This window comes from Bradyrhizobium sp. FW305-F6 (assembly GCF_058782905.1).
Genome location: NZ_JBYSYD010000005.1, coordinates 23,239 through 38,125 on the forward strand (window position 1 = coordinate 23,239; position 14,887 = coordinate 38,125).

The 14,887-nt window shown below is 59.5% G+C and carries 14 protein-coding genes; 1 reads left to right on the forward strand and 13 read right to left on the reverse strand.

Going from position 1 to position 14,887, the window contains the following annotated elements:
* The first annotated feature begins 109 nt into the window (after nucleotides 1-109).
* A complete protein-coding gene (locus AC3WLX_RS28210) occupies nucleotides 110-1,270 on the forward strand; it encodes a glycosyltransferase family 4 protein (RefSeq protein ID WP_492338443.1) in 1,161 nt (386 codons plus the stop codon).
* Between the two features lie 124 nt (nucleotides 1,271-1,394).
* Here the strand turns inward: AC3WLX_RS28210 and AC3WLX_RS28215 are convergent, their stop codons facing one another.
* Genes AC3WLX_RS28215 through AC3WLX_RS28275 form a run of 13 tightly spaced genes read right to left on the reverse strand, consistent with a single transcriptional unit; the run spans nucleotide 1,395 to nucleotide 14,882 of the window.
* Entirely contained in the window at nucleotides 1,395-1,958 is a 564-nt protein-coding gene (locus tag AC3WLX_RS28215) for a WcaF family extracellular polysaccharide biosynthesis acetyltransferase (protein WP_492338444.1), read from the reverse strand.
* A 13-nt stretch (nucleotides 1,959-1,971) separates the two neighbouring features.
* On the reverse strand, nucleotides 1,972-3,150 hold the full coding sequence (locus tag AC3WLX_RS28220) for a glycosyltransferase (RefSeq protein WP_492338445.1): 1,179 nt from the start codon (nucleotides 3,148-3,150) through the stop codon (nucleotides 1,972-1,974).
* A 34-nt stretch (nucleotides 3,151-3,184) separates the two neighbouring features.
* The gene (locus AC3WLX_RS28225) at nucleotides 3,185-4,567 is read right to left on the reverse strand and encodes an O-antigen polymerase (RefSeq protein WP_492338446.1); all 1,383 of its coding nucleotides are present in this window, start codon (nucleotides 4,565-4,567) and stop codon (nucleotides 3,185-3,187) included.
* On the reverse strand, nucleotides 4,564-5,718 hold the full coding sequence (locus AC3WLX_RS28230; protein ID WP_492338447.1) for a glycosyltransferase family 4 protein: 1,155 nt from the start codon (nucleotides 5,716-5,718) through the stop codon (nucleotides 4,564-4,566). Before AC3WLX_RS28230 ends, AC3WLX_RS28225 begins: the two co-directional genes overlap by 4 nt.
* Before the next feature lie 21 nt (nucleotides 5,719-5,739).
* Entirely contained in the window at nucleotides 5,740-6,909 is a 1,170-nt protein-coding gene (locus tag AC3WLX_RS28235; RefSeq protein WP_492338448.1) for a glycosyltransferase family 4 protein, read from the reverse strand.
* The gene (locus AC3WLX_RS28240) at nucleotides 6,893-8,095 is read right to left on the reverse strand and encodes a glycosyltransferase family 4 protein (RefSeq protein WP_492338449.1); all 1,203 of its coding nucleotides are present in this window, start codon (nucleotides 8,093-8,095) and stop codon (nucleotides 6,893-6,895) included. The genes AC3WLX_RS28235 and AC3WLX_RS28240 overlap by 17 nt, the downstream gene beginning before the upstream one ends.
* Nucleotides 8,096-8,117: 22 nt before the next feature.
* Nucleotides 8,118-9,026: a glycosyltransferase family 2 protein gene (locus AC3WLX_RS28245; RefSeq protein WP_492338450.1), complete on the reverse strand. Its 909-nt coding sequence runs from the start codon at nucleotides 9,024-9,026 to the stop codon at nucleotides 8,118-8,120.
* Nucleotides 9,027-9,029: 3 nt separating this feature from the next.
* Nucleotides 9,030-9,614: an acyltransferase gene (locus AC3WLX_RS28250; protein ID WP_291617778.1), complete on the reverse strand. Its 585-nt coding sequence runs from the start codon at nucleotides 9,612-9,614 to the stop codon at nucleotides 9,030-9,032.
* An 18-nt stretch (nucleotides 9,615-9,632) separates the two neighbouring features.
* A complete protein-coding gene (locus tag AC3WLX_RS28255; RefSeq protein WP_492338451.1) occupies nucleotides 9,633-10,721 on the reverse strand; it encodes a glycosyltransferase family 4 protein in 1,089 nt (362 codons plus the stop codon).
* Entirely contained in the window at nucleotides 10,706-11,653 is a 948-nt protein-coding gene (locus AC3WLX_RS28260) for a glycosyltransferase family 2 protein (RefSeq protein ID WP_492338452.1), read from the reverse strand. The genes AC3WLX_RS28255 and AC3WLX_RS28260 overlap by 16 nt, the downstream gene beginning before the upstream one ends.
* Nucleotides 11,653-12,621 carry a hypothetical protein gene (locus tag AC3WLX_RS28265; RefSeq protein WP_492338453.1) on the reverse strand — a complete coding sequence of 323 codons (969 nt, stop codon included), beginning with the start codon at nucleotides 12,619-12,621 and terminating at the stop codon, nucleotides 11,653-11,655. Before AC3WLX_RS28265 ends, AC3WLX_RS28260 begins: the two co-directional genes overlap by 1 nt.
* Nucleotides 12,618-13,562: a glycosyltransferase family 2 protein gene (locus AC3WLX_RS28270; RefSeq protein ID WP_492338454.1), complete on the reverse strand. Its 945-nt coding sequence runs from the start codon at nucleotides 13,560-13,562 to the stop codon at nucleotides 12,618-12,620. Before AC3WLX_RS28270 ends, AC3WLX_RS28265 begins: the two co-directional genes overlap by 4 nt.
* Before the next feature lie 12 nt (nucleotides 13,563-13,574).
* On the reverse strand, nucleotides 13,575-14,882 hold the full coding sequence (locus AC3WLX_RS28275; protein WP_492338455.1) for an ABC transporter ATP-binding protein: 1,308 nt from the start codon (nucleotides 14,880-14,882) through the stop codon (nucleotides 13,575-13,577).
* Nucleotides 14,883-14,887: the final 5 nt, after the last annotated feature.

Below are 14,887 nucleotides of genomic sequence, written 5' to 3' on the forward strand. Positions count from 1 at the left end.
AGATGGAGCTTCCGGAAACATATGATCTCCTTGCATCGAACTCACGCAAGTACGAGCGAGGATATTCTCGGGCGAGAAACACCTCTCGCGACCTCTTTGGTTGATTGCAATGAACATTTTATACGTAGCTTCCTACGACGTGTCAGATTTTATCCATGGCAATGGGATTGATCATTTCAAGCTGGAGGCGTTAAGGAGCGCCGGCTGCCATGTTCAACGGGCCTCTCCAATTATTCCGACCTCGCACCCGGGCTTCGCATCACGCGCCACGAGCAAATTGACGCGGGTGCTGCGGTCGCAGGATTCCGTTCAAACACGAATAAGGAAGTTGCAAGAGATCGGCAGGGCAATCGAGGTGCATCCGGACCACGCACAAGCAGACGCAATCGTGTGTCCAAATCATCGTGACATTAGCTTCTATGAGGGAGGCCTCCCTGTCTTCTTCTGGACCGATGCAACCTATCAGAACCTTGTTTCGCTTTCCTATAGTTCAACGCTTGCGCAGTCGGACGAACAAAAGCGCTTCGAGCACCATATTCAGCGACGCGCGATCGAGAAGGCAATTGGGGCATTGTGGGCTTCTCATTTTGCGATGAAGACAGCAATCAACGAGTACGGAGCAGACCCCGCGAAACAAGAAGTCACAGGCTTCGGATTGAACATTCCCGGTGATGAGCGGAGCGCTGACATTCCGGCGATCCTCGAGACCCGTGAAAAGGACGTCACACAATTGATATTCATAGGCTTCGACTACAAGCGTAAAGGTCTGGACATCGCTTTGGAAGCTACAGTCGAACTGAACAGAATGGGCATCCGCGCCAGGCTAGACACAATTGGAAGTTATCATCCACTTCCAGGAAATGCGCAGGGTTACGTCAAGGTTCTCGGTCCGATCAATAAGCTCGATGGAAAGCAATTGGCCACATTCGAGAGCGCACTGCGCAGAGCCCATTTCTTTATCTTCCCCACCCGCGGGGACGTGTACTGTATGCCTGCAATCGAGGCGATGTCCGTCGGATGCGTTCCTGTGGTTAGCGATGTGGGGGGAATCTCAGAGATAGTTGCATCAGACGACACAGGCGTCGTTTTGCCGTTGTCGGCGTCGGCTGGCGAATATGCGCAGAGCATAGCGGCCATACTGCGATCCAAGAGGTACACGTCTATGGCTTGTGCCGGCTATCGCGCTTACCGGGAGCGTCACCGGTGGGGAGAGATCGGTGCGGTAGCTCGAGGATTCATCGAGCAGCGACTCGCAGCCGTTCGAGCATGACCTGCCCCATCCATCATGCGCAGCCCTCACTTGATGGTCTATGATCGCCGTTTCAGCCCGTCGCAAGGACGGGTGCTTGAGCAAGGGACATGGATACGACGGAGGGCGCCAGATCCGCCGCTGGCTAGCTCTTACCCGAAGCCATGCGATCCCCGATCTTCTTCGCCGGCACGCCGGCGACAATGACAGCAGCCGGAATGCTCTCGGTCACCACTGCTCCCGCGGCAACCACGGCTCCTTCGCCGAGGTCGACCCCGGGCCCGATGAACCCACGCGCCGCAACCCAACATTCGTCCGCGATGCGGATCGGCGAGGCCTTGAATGGAAACGTGATGTCGCGGTGGTCATGGGTGCCGGCGCACAGATAGGCGTCCTGCGAGATGACGGTATGCGATCCGATCGAGATCTCGGCCACCGAATAGAGGGTTGCGTTGTCGCCGATCCAGACATGATCGCCGATCGTCACGTTCCAGGGATAGGTCACCCTGACCCCCGGACGAATGAGGACCCGCTTCCCGATCTTGGCGCCGAACAGGACAAGCGCGAAGCGTCGCCAGGCGAACATGAATTGCGGCGTCGGGAGCACGAGAAGCGACTGGAACAGCCACCAGAGCTGGGCCCGCCAGGCCTCGCGACCCCGCGCCGTCCCGGCAAAGCGGGACAGGTCCTGAAATCGGTTCGCCTTCACTGCAATCGCCTCCTCACCGGCTCTCCGAGATGACCCGATCATAGCAAGCGAGCAACTCGCGGATGGCTCTCGGCCAGGTCAATCGCTCGCGCGCATAAGCGGCGCCCTGGGCACCCATCCTGGCGCGCGCTGCATCGTCGCCCAGGATCTCCGCGACGGCGCGCGGCAGCATCGCATCGACCTCGCGCTCGTCCACGACGAGGCCCGCTCCCGCCTCTTGCACATAGGGCCAGGTGTTCACCTTGTCCGTCACGATAACAGGCACGCCCATCTGCATCGCCTCGGCGACGGTGATTGCGAAATTCTCCTGCCGCGACGGCAGCAGGAAGAGCTCTGCCGCCGCGAAGGAAGCCCATTTCAACTCGCCATCGAGGCGGCCGGCGAACAGCACGCTGTCCTCCAGGGACAGCTCCCTCGCGCTTTGCCTGAGCTCGCCGACGTAGCCGGCATCACCATCGCCGGCGACCACGAGCAGCAGATTCGGGACCGTCTCCCGAAGCGCGTGCATGCAGCGGAGGATGCGATCCAGGCCCTTCTTCGGGTGGACCCTGCCCAGGAACAGCAACACCCTCTTGCCTGCGGCTTCAGGAAACTGCGACACGAACCTTGCCTGCAACTGGCTCTTCGACGCCGTGCTTGCGCTCGCGCCGAGCGGGACGAGCTCGCCTGCCGGCAGCGGCAAGCCCGCCAGCTTCGCCAGACGCTCCTCCTCGGGGGTGGTGTAGATGATCCGGGCCGCGCGGGCGATGTTGTGCTTCTCGAACACGTGCAGATAGATCGATTTCTTCAGCGCCTTGACCGACAGCGAGTAGGGATCGAGCATGCCATGCGGCATGAGCACGTAGGGACGGCCGAGCCGGGCGCAGGCCTGGCGGGCGGAGACATTCAACGGGCTCCAGAGCGTATGCACATGGACGACATCGGCCTCGCGAACCCAGCTCTCGATCGTTCCCGATCCCGCCCGACCGATCAAGGGAAGCGTCTCGCGCGGGCTCAGGAAGGTTGTCGGAGCAATCAGCTCGAGCCGCTTCAGCAGCTCGCGCTCGTCCCCATTGCAGTAGTCTGGCGTCGAGAGGATACGCGAGCGATGCCCCAGCTCGTTCGCCGCCTTGACAAAATTCTCGACCACGACCGGAGGCCCGCCGGCGCTCGGATGCATGTAGGGAATGACATGGAGAATGTTGTAGGGCATCGAAATTGATGGACGACTATTTGCTCTGAAGTCTTCAGGATTTCGGAAGCCAGTATCTCCCCATGAGCCACAATGCGAATGTAGGCAACATGTAGGGAACCATGGTTAGCAGGCTGCGCATCGCCATCGCAGCACAGAGAAATCCAGATGCATATAGGACCTGGAAAAACGCCGACCTTGATTGTCTACCAATCCGATTCCATGCGCCCGCGGCAGCTCCAAAGGCTAGCCCGGCAATAACTACTCCCAAGAATCCGGCTGCCATGTACGCCTCTCCCACGAAAGTGCAGGAAAACGTGGTGACGCCGTCATTCATGCCGAGCGCCGCCTCGATGCTGGTACTCAGTCCCTCCGGCTTTCCAGGCCATAGAGCCCGGGGGATGGGCTTGATGATAGCTTGATACGGGATCTCAAAGCCGAGATACGAGACTGCGTCTGGAAAGACGTTGGTCAAGTTCGAGAGATTGACGATGTTATGGTCGATATAAAGTGTGTTGTAGTGGCGCTCCTCCGAAACAATCGCTGCAACGCTGCCGCCGGACCGAAACTCGAGCATCAGCGCGCTTGCGAACACCAGTAAACCAGCGAGCGGCACTCCAAACATCAGCACCTGCTTGAGCTTGAGGTCCGGCTTGCTGAGGACGTACGCACCAAACATCGAAATAACGTATGTCCCGAGTATGTTTCTCGTTCCTGAGGTGAACGCGTAGAAAAACGTCAACGACAGCACGAGAATCACAAAAAATTTCTGCGCCACCGAAAACCGAGCCGCCTGCGCGAAGATCATTCCCGCGATAGGGGGAAGTAGATATATGAGCAAGCTGAGTTCGTAGAGGAGACTATAAATATTGCCAAATTTTCCTCTGCCCCAGGATTGCGAAAACCTGGGCCGAAGCATTTGTTCGATCATTTCAACGGGGTTGAAACTGACAGCAAGAAAGATGTGCAAATAGCCGACGATAAACGCAATAGCAAATAGTCCGAACAAATAAGCTGGCTTCAGATCGATTGGCGAACTCGAAATAACCGTTTGGGAGACGAGATGACGACCGAGACTCATACCTAAAAACCCCAGCAGTACTGCCGTTGCGCCGCGCGTGGCGGCTTCGACGCTCACGGCGCCATTGACGTCAGGCTGCGGGAACAGAAACTCCAGCAAGGTGAGCCCGTACAGCACCCAGAGCATCAGGTTGTCGGTGCGGATCAGGGCGCGCACGCCCTGGAGCGCTTCCATGGCCGTGCTCAGCACGAGCGCAATCCCGACGCCGATCGCCGCGGTCCTGAACAGGGATTCCGCATCGTCCGACGGCAGCGCGAGCCAGGTCACCGCGAGCCCGGCGACCAGGATCAACGTCGGCGCATTTGAATTTCGTTGGCCGGCCTGCATTGCACCCGCCGTCATCGGAACTGACGTCATGAACACCTCGCCGTTTCCCCGGCATAAAGCCTTTCATAGCCCGCGGCCATCGCGGTATCCGAGAACTGCTGGGTAACCATAACACGCCCGGCTTTTCCGATCTCGCCAAGCTCCTGCGGATGAACGATGTAATGCTCCAGACGGTCGTCACGGTCGTAAAATATGGCATTGCCGGGGTTGAGGAACGGAAGTTCCGCCGCGACGGTGGAGGAGACCGCAGAAGGCAGCCCCATGCTCATGGCCTCGATCAGGGCAAATGGCAGCCCTTCATACTCAGCGGTATGCAGGAACAGGTCGGCTGCCGCCAGATAGGGCCGCACCTCCGACTTCCAGCCGGCGCACCGGATCGCCTGCCCCAGGCCCTCGCGCTCGACCGCCGCTTTCCATTCCCCGGCCAGCTCACCGTCCCCGACCCAGACGAAGCGGAGATGGTCGTGCTTCCGGCAGAGCTTGCGCGCAACCTCAAGGAACGCGAACGGGTTCTTCTGCGCGACCAGGCGGCCAAGGCCGACGATGAGAAACTGGTCGTCGGTGACGCCGAGCTCCGCGCGTGCCGCCTGCCTCATCGCTTGCTGACGGTCGAGGTCGACCAGCGGGACGCCGTTGAAGATCGTCTCCGTCCGCGCGTCAGGCCCGAGAAAGGAGGACAGCTCCTTGCGGCGCACGTCCTGCACGGCGGCAAACGCGCCTTTGAACTTCCGCAATTCAAACCCTGCCACGACGTCCCGCAGCAGGGCACCACGCGCCCGCAAGTACCGCGCGGTCTGGGTGAGATGGACGGTGCACACGGACGGCAATTCGCTGATGCGCGCCGCGCGCAGCAGATCGAGCCCATCTTCCAGATTCTGCTTGTTGACGTGAACGATATCCGGCGCGAGCGCGCGCCACTGACTTGCGATCGCGCGGGTCTGCTTCGCGTTGAACAGCGTCGCGAGCGACCTTGACCGATGATCATAGGTGTTGACGTAGTCCGCCCGGATCACTTCGGAAAATTCCGCGCATTGCGACGCAAGCTCGTCCATCCGGCGATGCGTCGGCATCCAGGTCATGATCGAATGGCCGCGGGCTGCCAGCGCGCGACCGAGATAGAGGAGAAAGATCTCGCCGCCACCGCGCGAACCGGATCCGCTGCTCACCAACAGTATCTTCATGAATGCGTCCAGGCCCGCTTCCTACGACCGATCGTTCCGGCTTTGCGCCAAGCTGTCGAACACGCGGACCCACTTCTCGGCACCGGCTTCGGGAGTCAGGTCGCGCGACGTTTCCCGCGCATTCCTGCTCCACTCGTCGAGCACCGCCGGCCTTTCCGCCACCTGCCGAAGCGCATCGGCAAGGCTGTCCACGTCTCCCGCCTTGACGAGAAGACCGTTGACCCCCGGCTTCACCAGATCCATGGCCGCACCCACATTGTCGGAGCAGATCACCGGAATCCCTGTGGCCAGCGCCTGGTTGACGACGACGCCCCAGCCGTCATGCCGGCTCGGCAGCACGAAGACGTCGTTGCCGGCGAAGAACTCGGGCAGCCGCTCGGGAGGTTGAAAACCGAGATAGTCGATGCGGCTTTTTGTCTTCGCATCGACGAGACGCAGCATTTCGGGAAGCTCGGCTTCCCGGCCGACGAGACGCAGCTTGGCGTCATGTCCCGACAGCACCAGGCGATCGAAAGCTGTAAGCAGGACATCGAGCCCCTTGCGCGCGATCATCTGACCGCAGAACAGAAATGTCAGCGGGCCTTCCGACCGTTTGGGCCGCTCGATGCGGTGAAATTCCTCGATGTCGCAATGGTAGGGAATGTTGAAAGTCCGTTGACCGGGAAACTGGTCCTGATAGATGCGCCTTGCAGCGTCACCGATGCCGACAATCGCTTCGGCCGTGGAGATCGGGCTCATCAAAAGGCGCTGGACCCATCCCTTCCCCCCGATGTGAGCACGAGGGCGTTCTCCCCAGAAAATCCAGCGAGAGCGCTTCAGTCGTGCGCGCATCAGCCACTGGCCGGTCAGCGAGGTGTAGCTGCTGAGAACGACGAAGTCGGCGTCCGCAAGGTCGGGGAGCCGCCAGTTGACATGGGCGCGCACCGGCCCGATCGGGTACCACGACCCCGGCAAGATATGCTCGTAACGCTCGAGATCGACGGCCGGCCATGGCGAATCGGGAGAACCGGCCTCCATGTAATACACGTTCAGATCGATCTCGCGCCGCTTCGCCAACGCTGCGAAAAGATCTCGCTGATATGGCGATGGAACGATCGTCACGAAGGTCACCTTGTGACGAACGACGTTCGCACGCTCGGGAGCGCTCGGTTCGCGGCGATCGCTCAGTGCGGTTTCAATCGATGAGCTCATTCCATCTCTTCCCGACACTATCCAAGGAAAACTGAGCGTCGACCGAGGAGGCGTTCGACATTCTTCTCAATTCTGCTGGCTGCCTGAGGAGTTTCGTCAGTGCCGACGCAATCGCGTCAGCGGACACCTCCGGTAGGAGCAGCCCATTCCGCCCATCCTGAACCACGTCGCCGCAGGACCTCGACGCAATGATGGGCAAGCGCCAGCCTTGAGCCTCGAGTTGGGTCAGGCCAAATCCATCCGAAAAGGTCGGGAAGATCATCAGGTCGGCGTATTCATAGTGGCGTGCCGTCTCACCGTGGGGCACGTGGCCGATCCATTTGATGCGCGGCTGGAGCCGAAAGTCCTGCGGGATCTCGAACTGGACTGGCCCCACGAATGTGAACTCGATCGGCTCGTCCCTTAGCTTGTCGATCGCCTCCAGGAGCGGCCCGATCCCCTTTCTCAGGTTCACCTGCCCGAGAAAGAGCACCCGCATGGGACGCTCGTGCGAGAACTGCTCCGGATAGGACCGCTGGGACGGCGCCCGTGCGGCCTCGTAGGCGAGCGGAATGCACGAGATCTTCGAACCCGCGATCCCCTCCTCCAGCAGCGCGTGCTCTGACCATCTTGAATTGACCACGATGCGATCGGCAAGCTCGCATTCTTCGCGCCAGCCCTGCCAGTAAACGTCGGGCGGCGGCTGCCAAGCATGCGACAGGCCGGACGCTTGATGAAGCTTTTGAAGAATGCGCTGCTCCGGCGGGCCGGGGTCGATCTGCGCCAGCACCGTCCGCCATCCTTGGCGACGAGCCCACCGGAAGATATCTCTTGCGGCATAGCTATACGCCATGACCACTCCAGAGCCCCTACTTGGCTTCCGAAGACCAGACAACACCCGCACGGCGTAGGCCTGGAATCTCTCGTTCCTTGCCATCATCAGGTCCCACCCGCCCCGGCGCCGAGCTTTGGCGGACAATTCGAATACCAGGCTTTCCCAATTGGAGGCGCTGACCGGTGCGTCGGCCAGTTCGGGATGGAAGCGCGATGCGGCGCCTGCCCCGGCGAGGGGACGCAGGAGGGATCCCGGCGGGATCCACAGATCGGTTATCAGGCGGGCGAGATGCCCACCTCGGTGATGCAGCCGTGGAATTGCGTAATGCTCGCGCCCGCCGAGTTGACAGCAGACCCATTTCGCACTGCTCACATCCAATATCCTACAGGCCCAGCTATGATCCGTTAACCGAACCCTGCATCGTGGGCTTTGGATCGCGGGAGATTAATCTGAAAAAGCGAGATAGAACATCAGGATCAACCGGGTCTCTATATTGCCGAAACCGATAGCAGTCTAGCGGAATAGCCAGGAAGCCGGTGATGATCCCTCGGAAGCGGCGGCGACTTGCCAGAAACCTTACCCGGTTTGCGACCTGCAGAACGCCCCAACCAAGACGCGATACTGGGTAGTGCAGGAACGCGTAGAGCGCGAGGTTGGTGATGCTGGCGGCCGTGATCACCGCGGAACTATGATGCTTCAAATCCGTATCGTGAAACACGCGCAACGCTCCCACCTGGCAGATGCGCTGTCGCGCCGCGAAAAGCTGCAGGCTGACATCCGTCTCCTCGACGCCGTAAGCTACGGGCCTCGGCAAATAGCCGCGGATCTGTCGATAGGCCTCGACCCGGATTGCGAAACCACAACCCACAAAGCTAGGCCGGTCGTACATCCAATCCGACAGTTCGGGCACGTCTTCGTTTCGGTGCCAGATCTGAGCGGCCAGCAGCGCGACATCCTCGTTCTGTACGAACAGCCGCTCGACCTCGGAGAAGAATTGTTGGTCGATCGGATATGAATCGTCGTCAAAGCTCACCGCAAAAGGCGTGTCGCAAGCCATCAGGGCTCGATGTCGCCCACCTCCGGGCCCCAGTCTTGTATTCGAACTCAACACGATAATGTCGGGAAACAGCCTGCTGATCTCCGCGAGCGCATTGTCGGCGGGGGCATCGAGATGAACAATGATTTTGGCAGGGGAAGGTCGGCAGACCGCAATGCGCTCGAGCACCTTGATGATCGCGGTCCCGCGACCATATGTCGGTATGATGACGGAGACGGGCGCCCTTCCCTCCTGGCTCGGAGCCACGGCTCACCGCCCCGCCTGATGTATGGACCTGGCAGGAATCCCGGCGACGACCTTACTCTCGTCCACCGATCGCGTGACGACCGCCCCCGCGCCAATGACCGCATTTGCGCCGATCTGCACGCCCTTCAGGATGATCGCACCAGCGCCTATCCACACGTTTGGACCGATTGTCACGGACAAACTAACCAGCGGCTGATCGGCGCGACGCCCCTCCGCGCCGGCGGCATGATCATGGTCGGTAATGTAGCAGAATGGACCTATCATGCAGTCATTCCCGACTTCGATCCGATCGGACGCATCAAACATCGTGTAGCGGTTGACGTAGGTCCTCGCGCCAATATGGATTTTGGGCTGGCGTCCCCTCTCGCCACTGCTGAGCAGGATCACGCCATCGTCCAACGCAACACCGTCGGAAAGAACGAGATCCCAGGGATTTCGGGGTACGCTGACCCGCCGTATCCAGCAGCGATCTCCAATTTGTGCTCCCAGCAACCGGAGCCGCGCAATGCGGAGGCGCATGGCTATCGCCCCTGGATAGCGCATGATCCTGTTGGCGAACTCGTCCCGGATGCTCACGGTCTGGCCCATCCAAATACGCCTTGCATCTCAGGCTGCCAAGACACGCCTGTAAAAGGCTGTCGTCCGCTCCGCAATGATCGGCCAATCAAAGCTCTTCGCCCGGATTCCACCGATCCGTCCAAGGCGCGCCGCCAAATCTCTGTTACCGTGCAGCGACAGGATGGCTTCAACCAGGGCATCTACCGAACCCGAAGGAGCCAGGATCCCGGCCTCGCCGACATACTCTCTGATGCCACCGACATCCTCACTCACAATCGGCAGTTCGCAAGCCATTGCTTCCAGGATAGCGTTGTTGGCGGTCGCCGCCTGCAAGGTCATCAGGAGACATGATGAAGAGCTGTATAGCCGGCGAAGATCAGAGTCGGACACACCCGCTAAAACTTTGACATTCGCAAGCCCCTCAAGTTCTCGCGTCTTGTCGGGAGAAGCTACTATCACGAACGAAATTTCCGGACGAATGCCGCCGATGATCTCTATGACATTCTTCAGCAGATCGAAGCGGCGACGATAGCTTCCGACGGACAGGACCGTGAACTGGTCGCCGGTCGCGGCTTCGGAACGATGAAAATAACTCAGGTCGATACCGTGCGGAATGACCTCAATCTTCTCGTTCTCGACGCCGCGGTTCAGAAAGAACTCGCGTTGCGTTTCACTCATCAGGATGACGCCATCGAGGCTTTTCAGCCGGCTAGCGCGAAGGGTGTCGGGCAATGTATCGGTACATGCATGAAAGGTGGCGCACACTTTAGGCCGGCGTCTGGAGGGCAGGCGATCGATAATTCCCCAGTCCCGCTCCCCCCAGAGGAAATGCACCAGGCCCTCAAATCCGGTCTGGCATTGAAGCCACGCACGAAGCTCGGGCTGCATCGAGCTGAACCGATACCAGCTTGAACCAGTAAACTGATTGATCCAGCGCTGAGCCCCGCGCTCCAAGACAGTCCGCGGTTCTCGCCTACGGTTTCTGAGCAAAGCGGCATGCGGCACATGCTTTGCGAGCTGCGTATATCCGGAATAAGCTCCTTGAACATCGCTGTCGGTCGCAAGAAGCAGGTATGGATGGTCTCCGTACCCATCGCTGTCAGGTCCTGCTTCTCCCGACATCAGGTTCGGCTCCAAAGACCGCTCCTGAGCATCTGGCCAATGGCCTCGGCGGCCCGAAATCCAAATGCGTGAAAGACGAATCGATATCCGAGCGGCGCTGCTCCGCCGCGGGGCGAGAACCACCAGTCGGTCGCAAATATCTGGCGGATGAGGCCGATGGACCGTGCTCTGTCATATGCCCAGGCGCTCCGCGCAATCTCGAAGCGCGCCAGATTGATAGCGAACAAGCGGCTGGAGGTAAGTTCACCGCGGTTCCTAAGAGAATCCTCGAGCTGCTGCTCTATCATCAGCCGGCGGGTGTGGACCAATTTGATGTCGCGCTTGCACAGCGTCTGGTCGCTCCACTGGCGATACACAGCACCGCTCTTCGGGCAGAAGGCAAATCGCTTACCTCCCATCAGCAGGCGCAGATACAGTTCATGCTCCTGACAGCACGGCTGCTTCGGATCCCATCCGCCAACGTCCAGGATTGCAGCTTTGCGCCAAAGCGGCGCACCGGTCTGCGGCAACTTCCAACTAGCGAGAAGTGACCAATAATCCAACGGTTCGGGAATCTCCATGATCTCTCGGCGAGAGCCGTCAGATGAATAGTACTCCCAAATCGCTGGTCCAATGACGAGATCGACATCCCGCAGCGCCTGAATAAACCTCGCTTGGTTTTCTATCTTGTCGGGCAGCAGATAATCGTCGGCGTCGAGGTACTGGACCCACTCACCCCGGGCAAGTTCGAGCAGCCGATTTCGCGTTTGATTCCCGCCTCGATTAGGTCCGCGCTCGCATCGAATGCGATCACCGTACGACTGAATGACATCGAAGCTACCGTCCGTTGAGCCGTCATCGACAACGATGACCTCGACATTCGGCCAAGTTTGGGCCAGCGCACTCTCGATTGCCTGACCGACCCATTGCCGCGCGTTGTAGCAGGGGATGAGGATCGAAACGAGCATCAGGCGCTGCTCCTCTGCGACAATGCCGTCTTCATGGTGACCGTCGCCTGGTCCGTCGACAATGGCGCCGACTTCATGTCGAGGAGACCTTGCTTGACGAGGCGAAGCATTCCTTCGCTGTACATCAGATGCCGAACGGCACCGACGTAGTGGCGAAATGGCCGATCGCCGAGGCCCGGCGTCAGATAGACCTGATAGTCTTGCGGCAGCAACTCCACACCGTAGCGCGAGCTCAACAGGGCAAACAGCGTCTGCTCGATGCGCCATGGATGGCCGTCCAGGATGCCATCCAGACCGAGGCACTCCTCAATCCAGTCCAGCCGCATCGAGTCCGGATGGATGACGCCGAATCCGGAATTGATCTCTTCCGTGACTTCGAAACCGAGGCGCGCCTTCACGATCCTCGAATCGAGCGCATATGAAGTTGCGACATCTCGATTGAATGTATTGCGGAGATAGGCCGGATCTTCAGCGCGACTCAGGAAGACCGACGGCTCGCGAAAGAACAGGAGATCGCTATCGAAAAGCAGCATCCTCGGCGATCGCAGACTCATCCTGAAATCGAACAGCTTGAGAGCCAATGCGTTCGATTGCCGAAAGGCCTCGCACTTTGGATAGCCGCGGAGGAAGTCTCGCGCTTGCCGATCAGCCTCAGCTCGAAGCAGGATGCGGGCGGCCGGGAAGTGCTTCTTGAATGCTTCCAGACCTTCCGGCGGAACCGAACCATCTTCATGTACGCATAGTGCGTAGTGGCGGTCGCTCATGAAGTAGAACGACTTCAAGGTCCAAAGGAGGTTGATCCAATCCTGCGCCGACGTCAGGACATGGATTTCGCACCGCGAGTCGCTCGTGTCGGTGACCGGCGCCGTATTCAGAATTCGGGGCCGCACGTGATCGCGAGCATATGCAACGCGCAATCCGCGACCGTACTTTTGACGAAGACGCAGAAGAACCGCTCCGATGCTCACAGTTTGCCTCCAAGGACAGTGTTCGAGAACAAAGGCCTCACCGAGGCTGTCAATCGAGTTCTGAAAGGCCGCGATAGCAGAACACTCGGGTGGGACAATGTGTAGCCGGCGAGTTTGGCCCTCCGGCGCGCGGGGAGGTCGTTGGAAGCGATCGAATCGCGCACGCGTGGAAGGAATTCCGCGTGATACATCCATTCAGCGCGGAGACGGATCTGCTCTCTCCTTCTGATTGGAGTGCTCTTCGAGAACAGATAGGGTCGTACGACACCGAGGAGTTCATCGGCTGTACGCTCAGGCTGTGTGGACTTCTGCAGCGGATGAAGGCGGAAAGCCGCCAGGCGATCGCCTAAGAATCCAGCCTTCCCTCCAGCAGCAAAGATCCGGGTCCAATAATCGTAGTCCATGACCCAGTGGAGATCTTCGCGGAAAGGGCCAATCCTCTCGGTCACGCGACGCGTCCAGAAGACTTCCGGTTGAACAAAATTTCGTCCGCCCCACCAGACTGCCCACAAGTCCAGGCACTGTTCGAGGCTGCTGATGTCGCCTTGCTGCAACCTGATCAGCTGTCCCACGTGATCGACGATCTCACATTGGCCGTGGATGAGATCACAATCGTCATGTTGGAGCCAGTAACGCGCGACCTTCTCGAATGCCCCGGGCAGATAATAATCATCACTGTTGATATAGGCGATGATATCGCCGGTGGCCTTCGTCAGGCCTTTGTTGATCGCATGGGTTTGCCCGCGATCGGATTCGCTCACCCAGTGGGTGATGCGGTCGCTGTAGCGCTTGATGACGGAGACCGTCTCGTCCGTGCTGCCGCCATCGATCACGATGTATTCAAGGTTGGGGTAACCCTGATCGAGCACCGAGCGGATTGTCTGCTCAATGAAGGCCCCTTGATTGAAGGACGGCGTAATGATCGAGATCTTTGGAAGCATCCCCTAGCCCTCTCAGGAGATCATACCGGCTGGCCGCGACCACTCCAGAATGGGCGCGATCTGACCGGGCCTGGTCCCCTCGATGGTGTCCCACAATGGGGATTTCCCATGGCGCAGCCGGACCTGAAATTGAATCACCGCATCTTCTTTGACCAGCCAAACCACGTTGTGAATACTAAGCCGCGGGCTGACGTAAAAGGTCCCTTCATTCAGCAGGCCGCTCGGAATCCTGCAACGCCAGACGTTTTGTCCCACGTGAGGCTCGAGCCAGTCCTGCCGCTGAGCATCGGTTTGATAGGTGCGGAATATCGTACTGCCCTCGGAGTCAAAAAGATCGAACCCTCCGCAAAACGTTCCGGCGGGAACTTCCGAGACCGTAAACTCGAGCTCGATGTTGATGTCGCCATCACTCTCGAAGATGCTGGAGGGTAGACCGTCGTCCCTCAACAGACGAACAGCCGCCAGCGCGATGCCATCTCGTTGCGGCGCCTTGTCGACGGGCCACTCTCTCACGCCAGTTTCAGTCTGGCTGTCGGAGAGATAGCTCGCAACCACGTCCCGCGCAGAACCTTGCCGAGCGACTCGTCCGCCTTCCAGCAGCAAGACCCGATCGCACAGCGACTGCACGGCCTGCATGTTGTGGCTGACGAAGAGCACCGTCCTGTGGTCCTTCGTCGCGACCGACTGCATCTTCCCGAGACACTTCTTCTGGAATTCGGCATCGCCAACCGCCAGCACTTCGTCCACGATCAGGATCTCAGGTTCGAGGTGCGCTGCGATCGAGAACGCCAGCCGAACGTACATGCCGCTGCTGTATCGTTTGACCGGCGTATCCAAGAACCGTTCGACGCCCGCGAATGCGACAATCTCGTCAAACCGAGCCCGGATTTCGGCCCGGCTCATGCCCAGGATGGCGCCGTTCAGAAAGATATTCTCGCGTCCACTGAGTTCCGGATGAAACCCGGTACCGACCTCGAGCAGGCTGGCGACCCTGCCTTTAATGACGGCCCTTCCGGCATCGGGCTCCGTGATCCGGCTCAATATCTTTAGCAGCGTGGACTTTCCCGCTCCGTTTCGTCCGATGAGACCGAGCACTTCGCCTGCGCCGACGTCGAATCGAACGTCGCGGAGCGCCCAATACTCCTCAAGAGTATCGCCCTGGATGATCTGGCGCCCGGAGAACAAATCGGCAGTATTCCGCGCCAATGACCGGAATTGGCCGACGATCGCGTCGCGCAGGAGATTGCTGGACGAATTCTGTCGATGCCCCAGCCAATAGCGCTTCGATAACCCTTCGACCGATATGGCAACGTCACGCATCTACC

Coding starts and splice junctions, on each gene's coding strand:
- AC3WLX_RS28210 (WP_492338443.1), top strand. CDS start 110: ATGAACATTTTATACGTAGCTTCCTACGACGTGTCAGATTTTATCCAT.
- AC3WLX_RS28220 (WP_492338445.1), bottom strand. CDS start 3,150: ATGCCCTACAACATTCTCCATGTCATTCCCTACATGCATCCGAGCGCC.
- AC3WLX_RS28225 (WP_492338446.1), bottom strand. CDS start 4,567: ATGACGTCAGTTCCGATGACGGCGGGTGCAATGCAGGCCGGCCAACGA.
- AC3WLX_RS28230 (WP_492338447.1), bottom strand. CDS start 5,718: ATGAAGATACTGTTGGTGAGCAGCGGATCCGGTTCGCGCGGTGGCGGC.
- AC3WLX_RS28235 (WP_492338448.1), bottom strand. CDS start 6,909: ATGAGCTCATCGATTGAAACCGCACTGAGCGATCGCCGCGAACCGAGC.
- AC3WLX_RS28250 (WP_291617778.1), bottom strand. CDS start 9,614: ATGGGCCAGACCGTGAGCATCCGGGACGAGTTCGCCAACAGGATCATG.
- AC3WLX_RS28260 (WP_492338452.1), bottom strand. CDS start 11,653: ATGCTCGTTTCGATCCTCATCCCCTGCTACAACGCGCGGCAATGGGTC.
- AC3WLX_RS28270 (WP_492338454.1), bottom strand. CDS start 13,562: ATGCTTCCAAAGATCTCGATCATTACGCCGTCCTTCAATCAAGGGGCC.
- AC3WLX_RS28275 (WP_492338455.1), bottom strand. CDS start 14,882: ATGCGTGACGTTGCCATATCGGTCGAAGGGTTATCGAAGCGCTATTGG.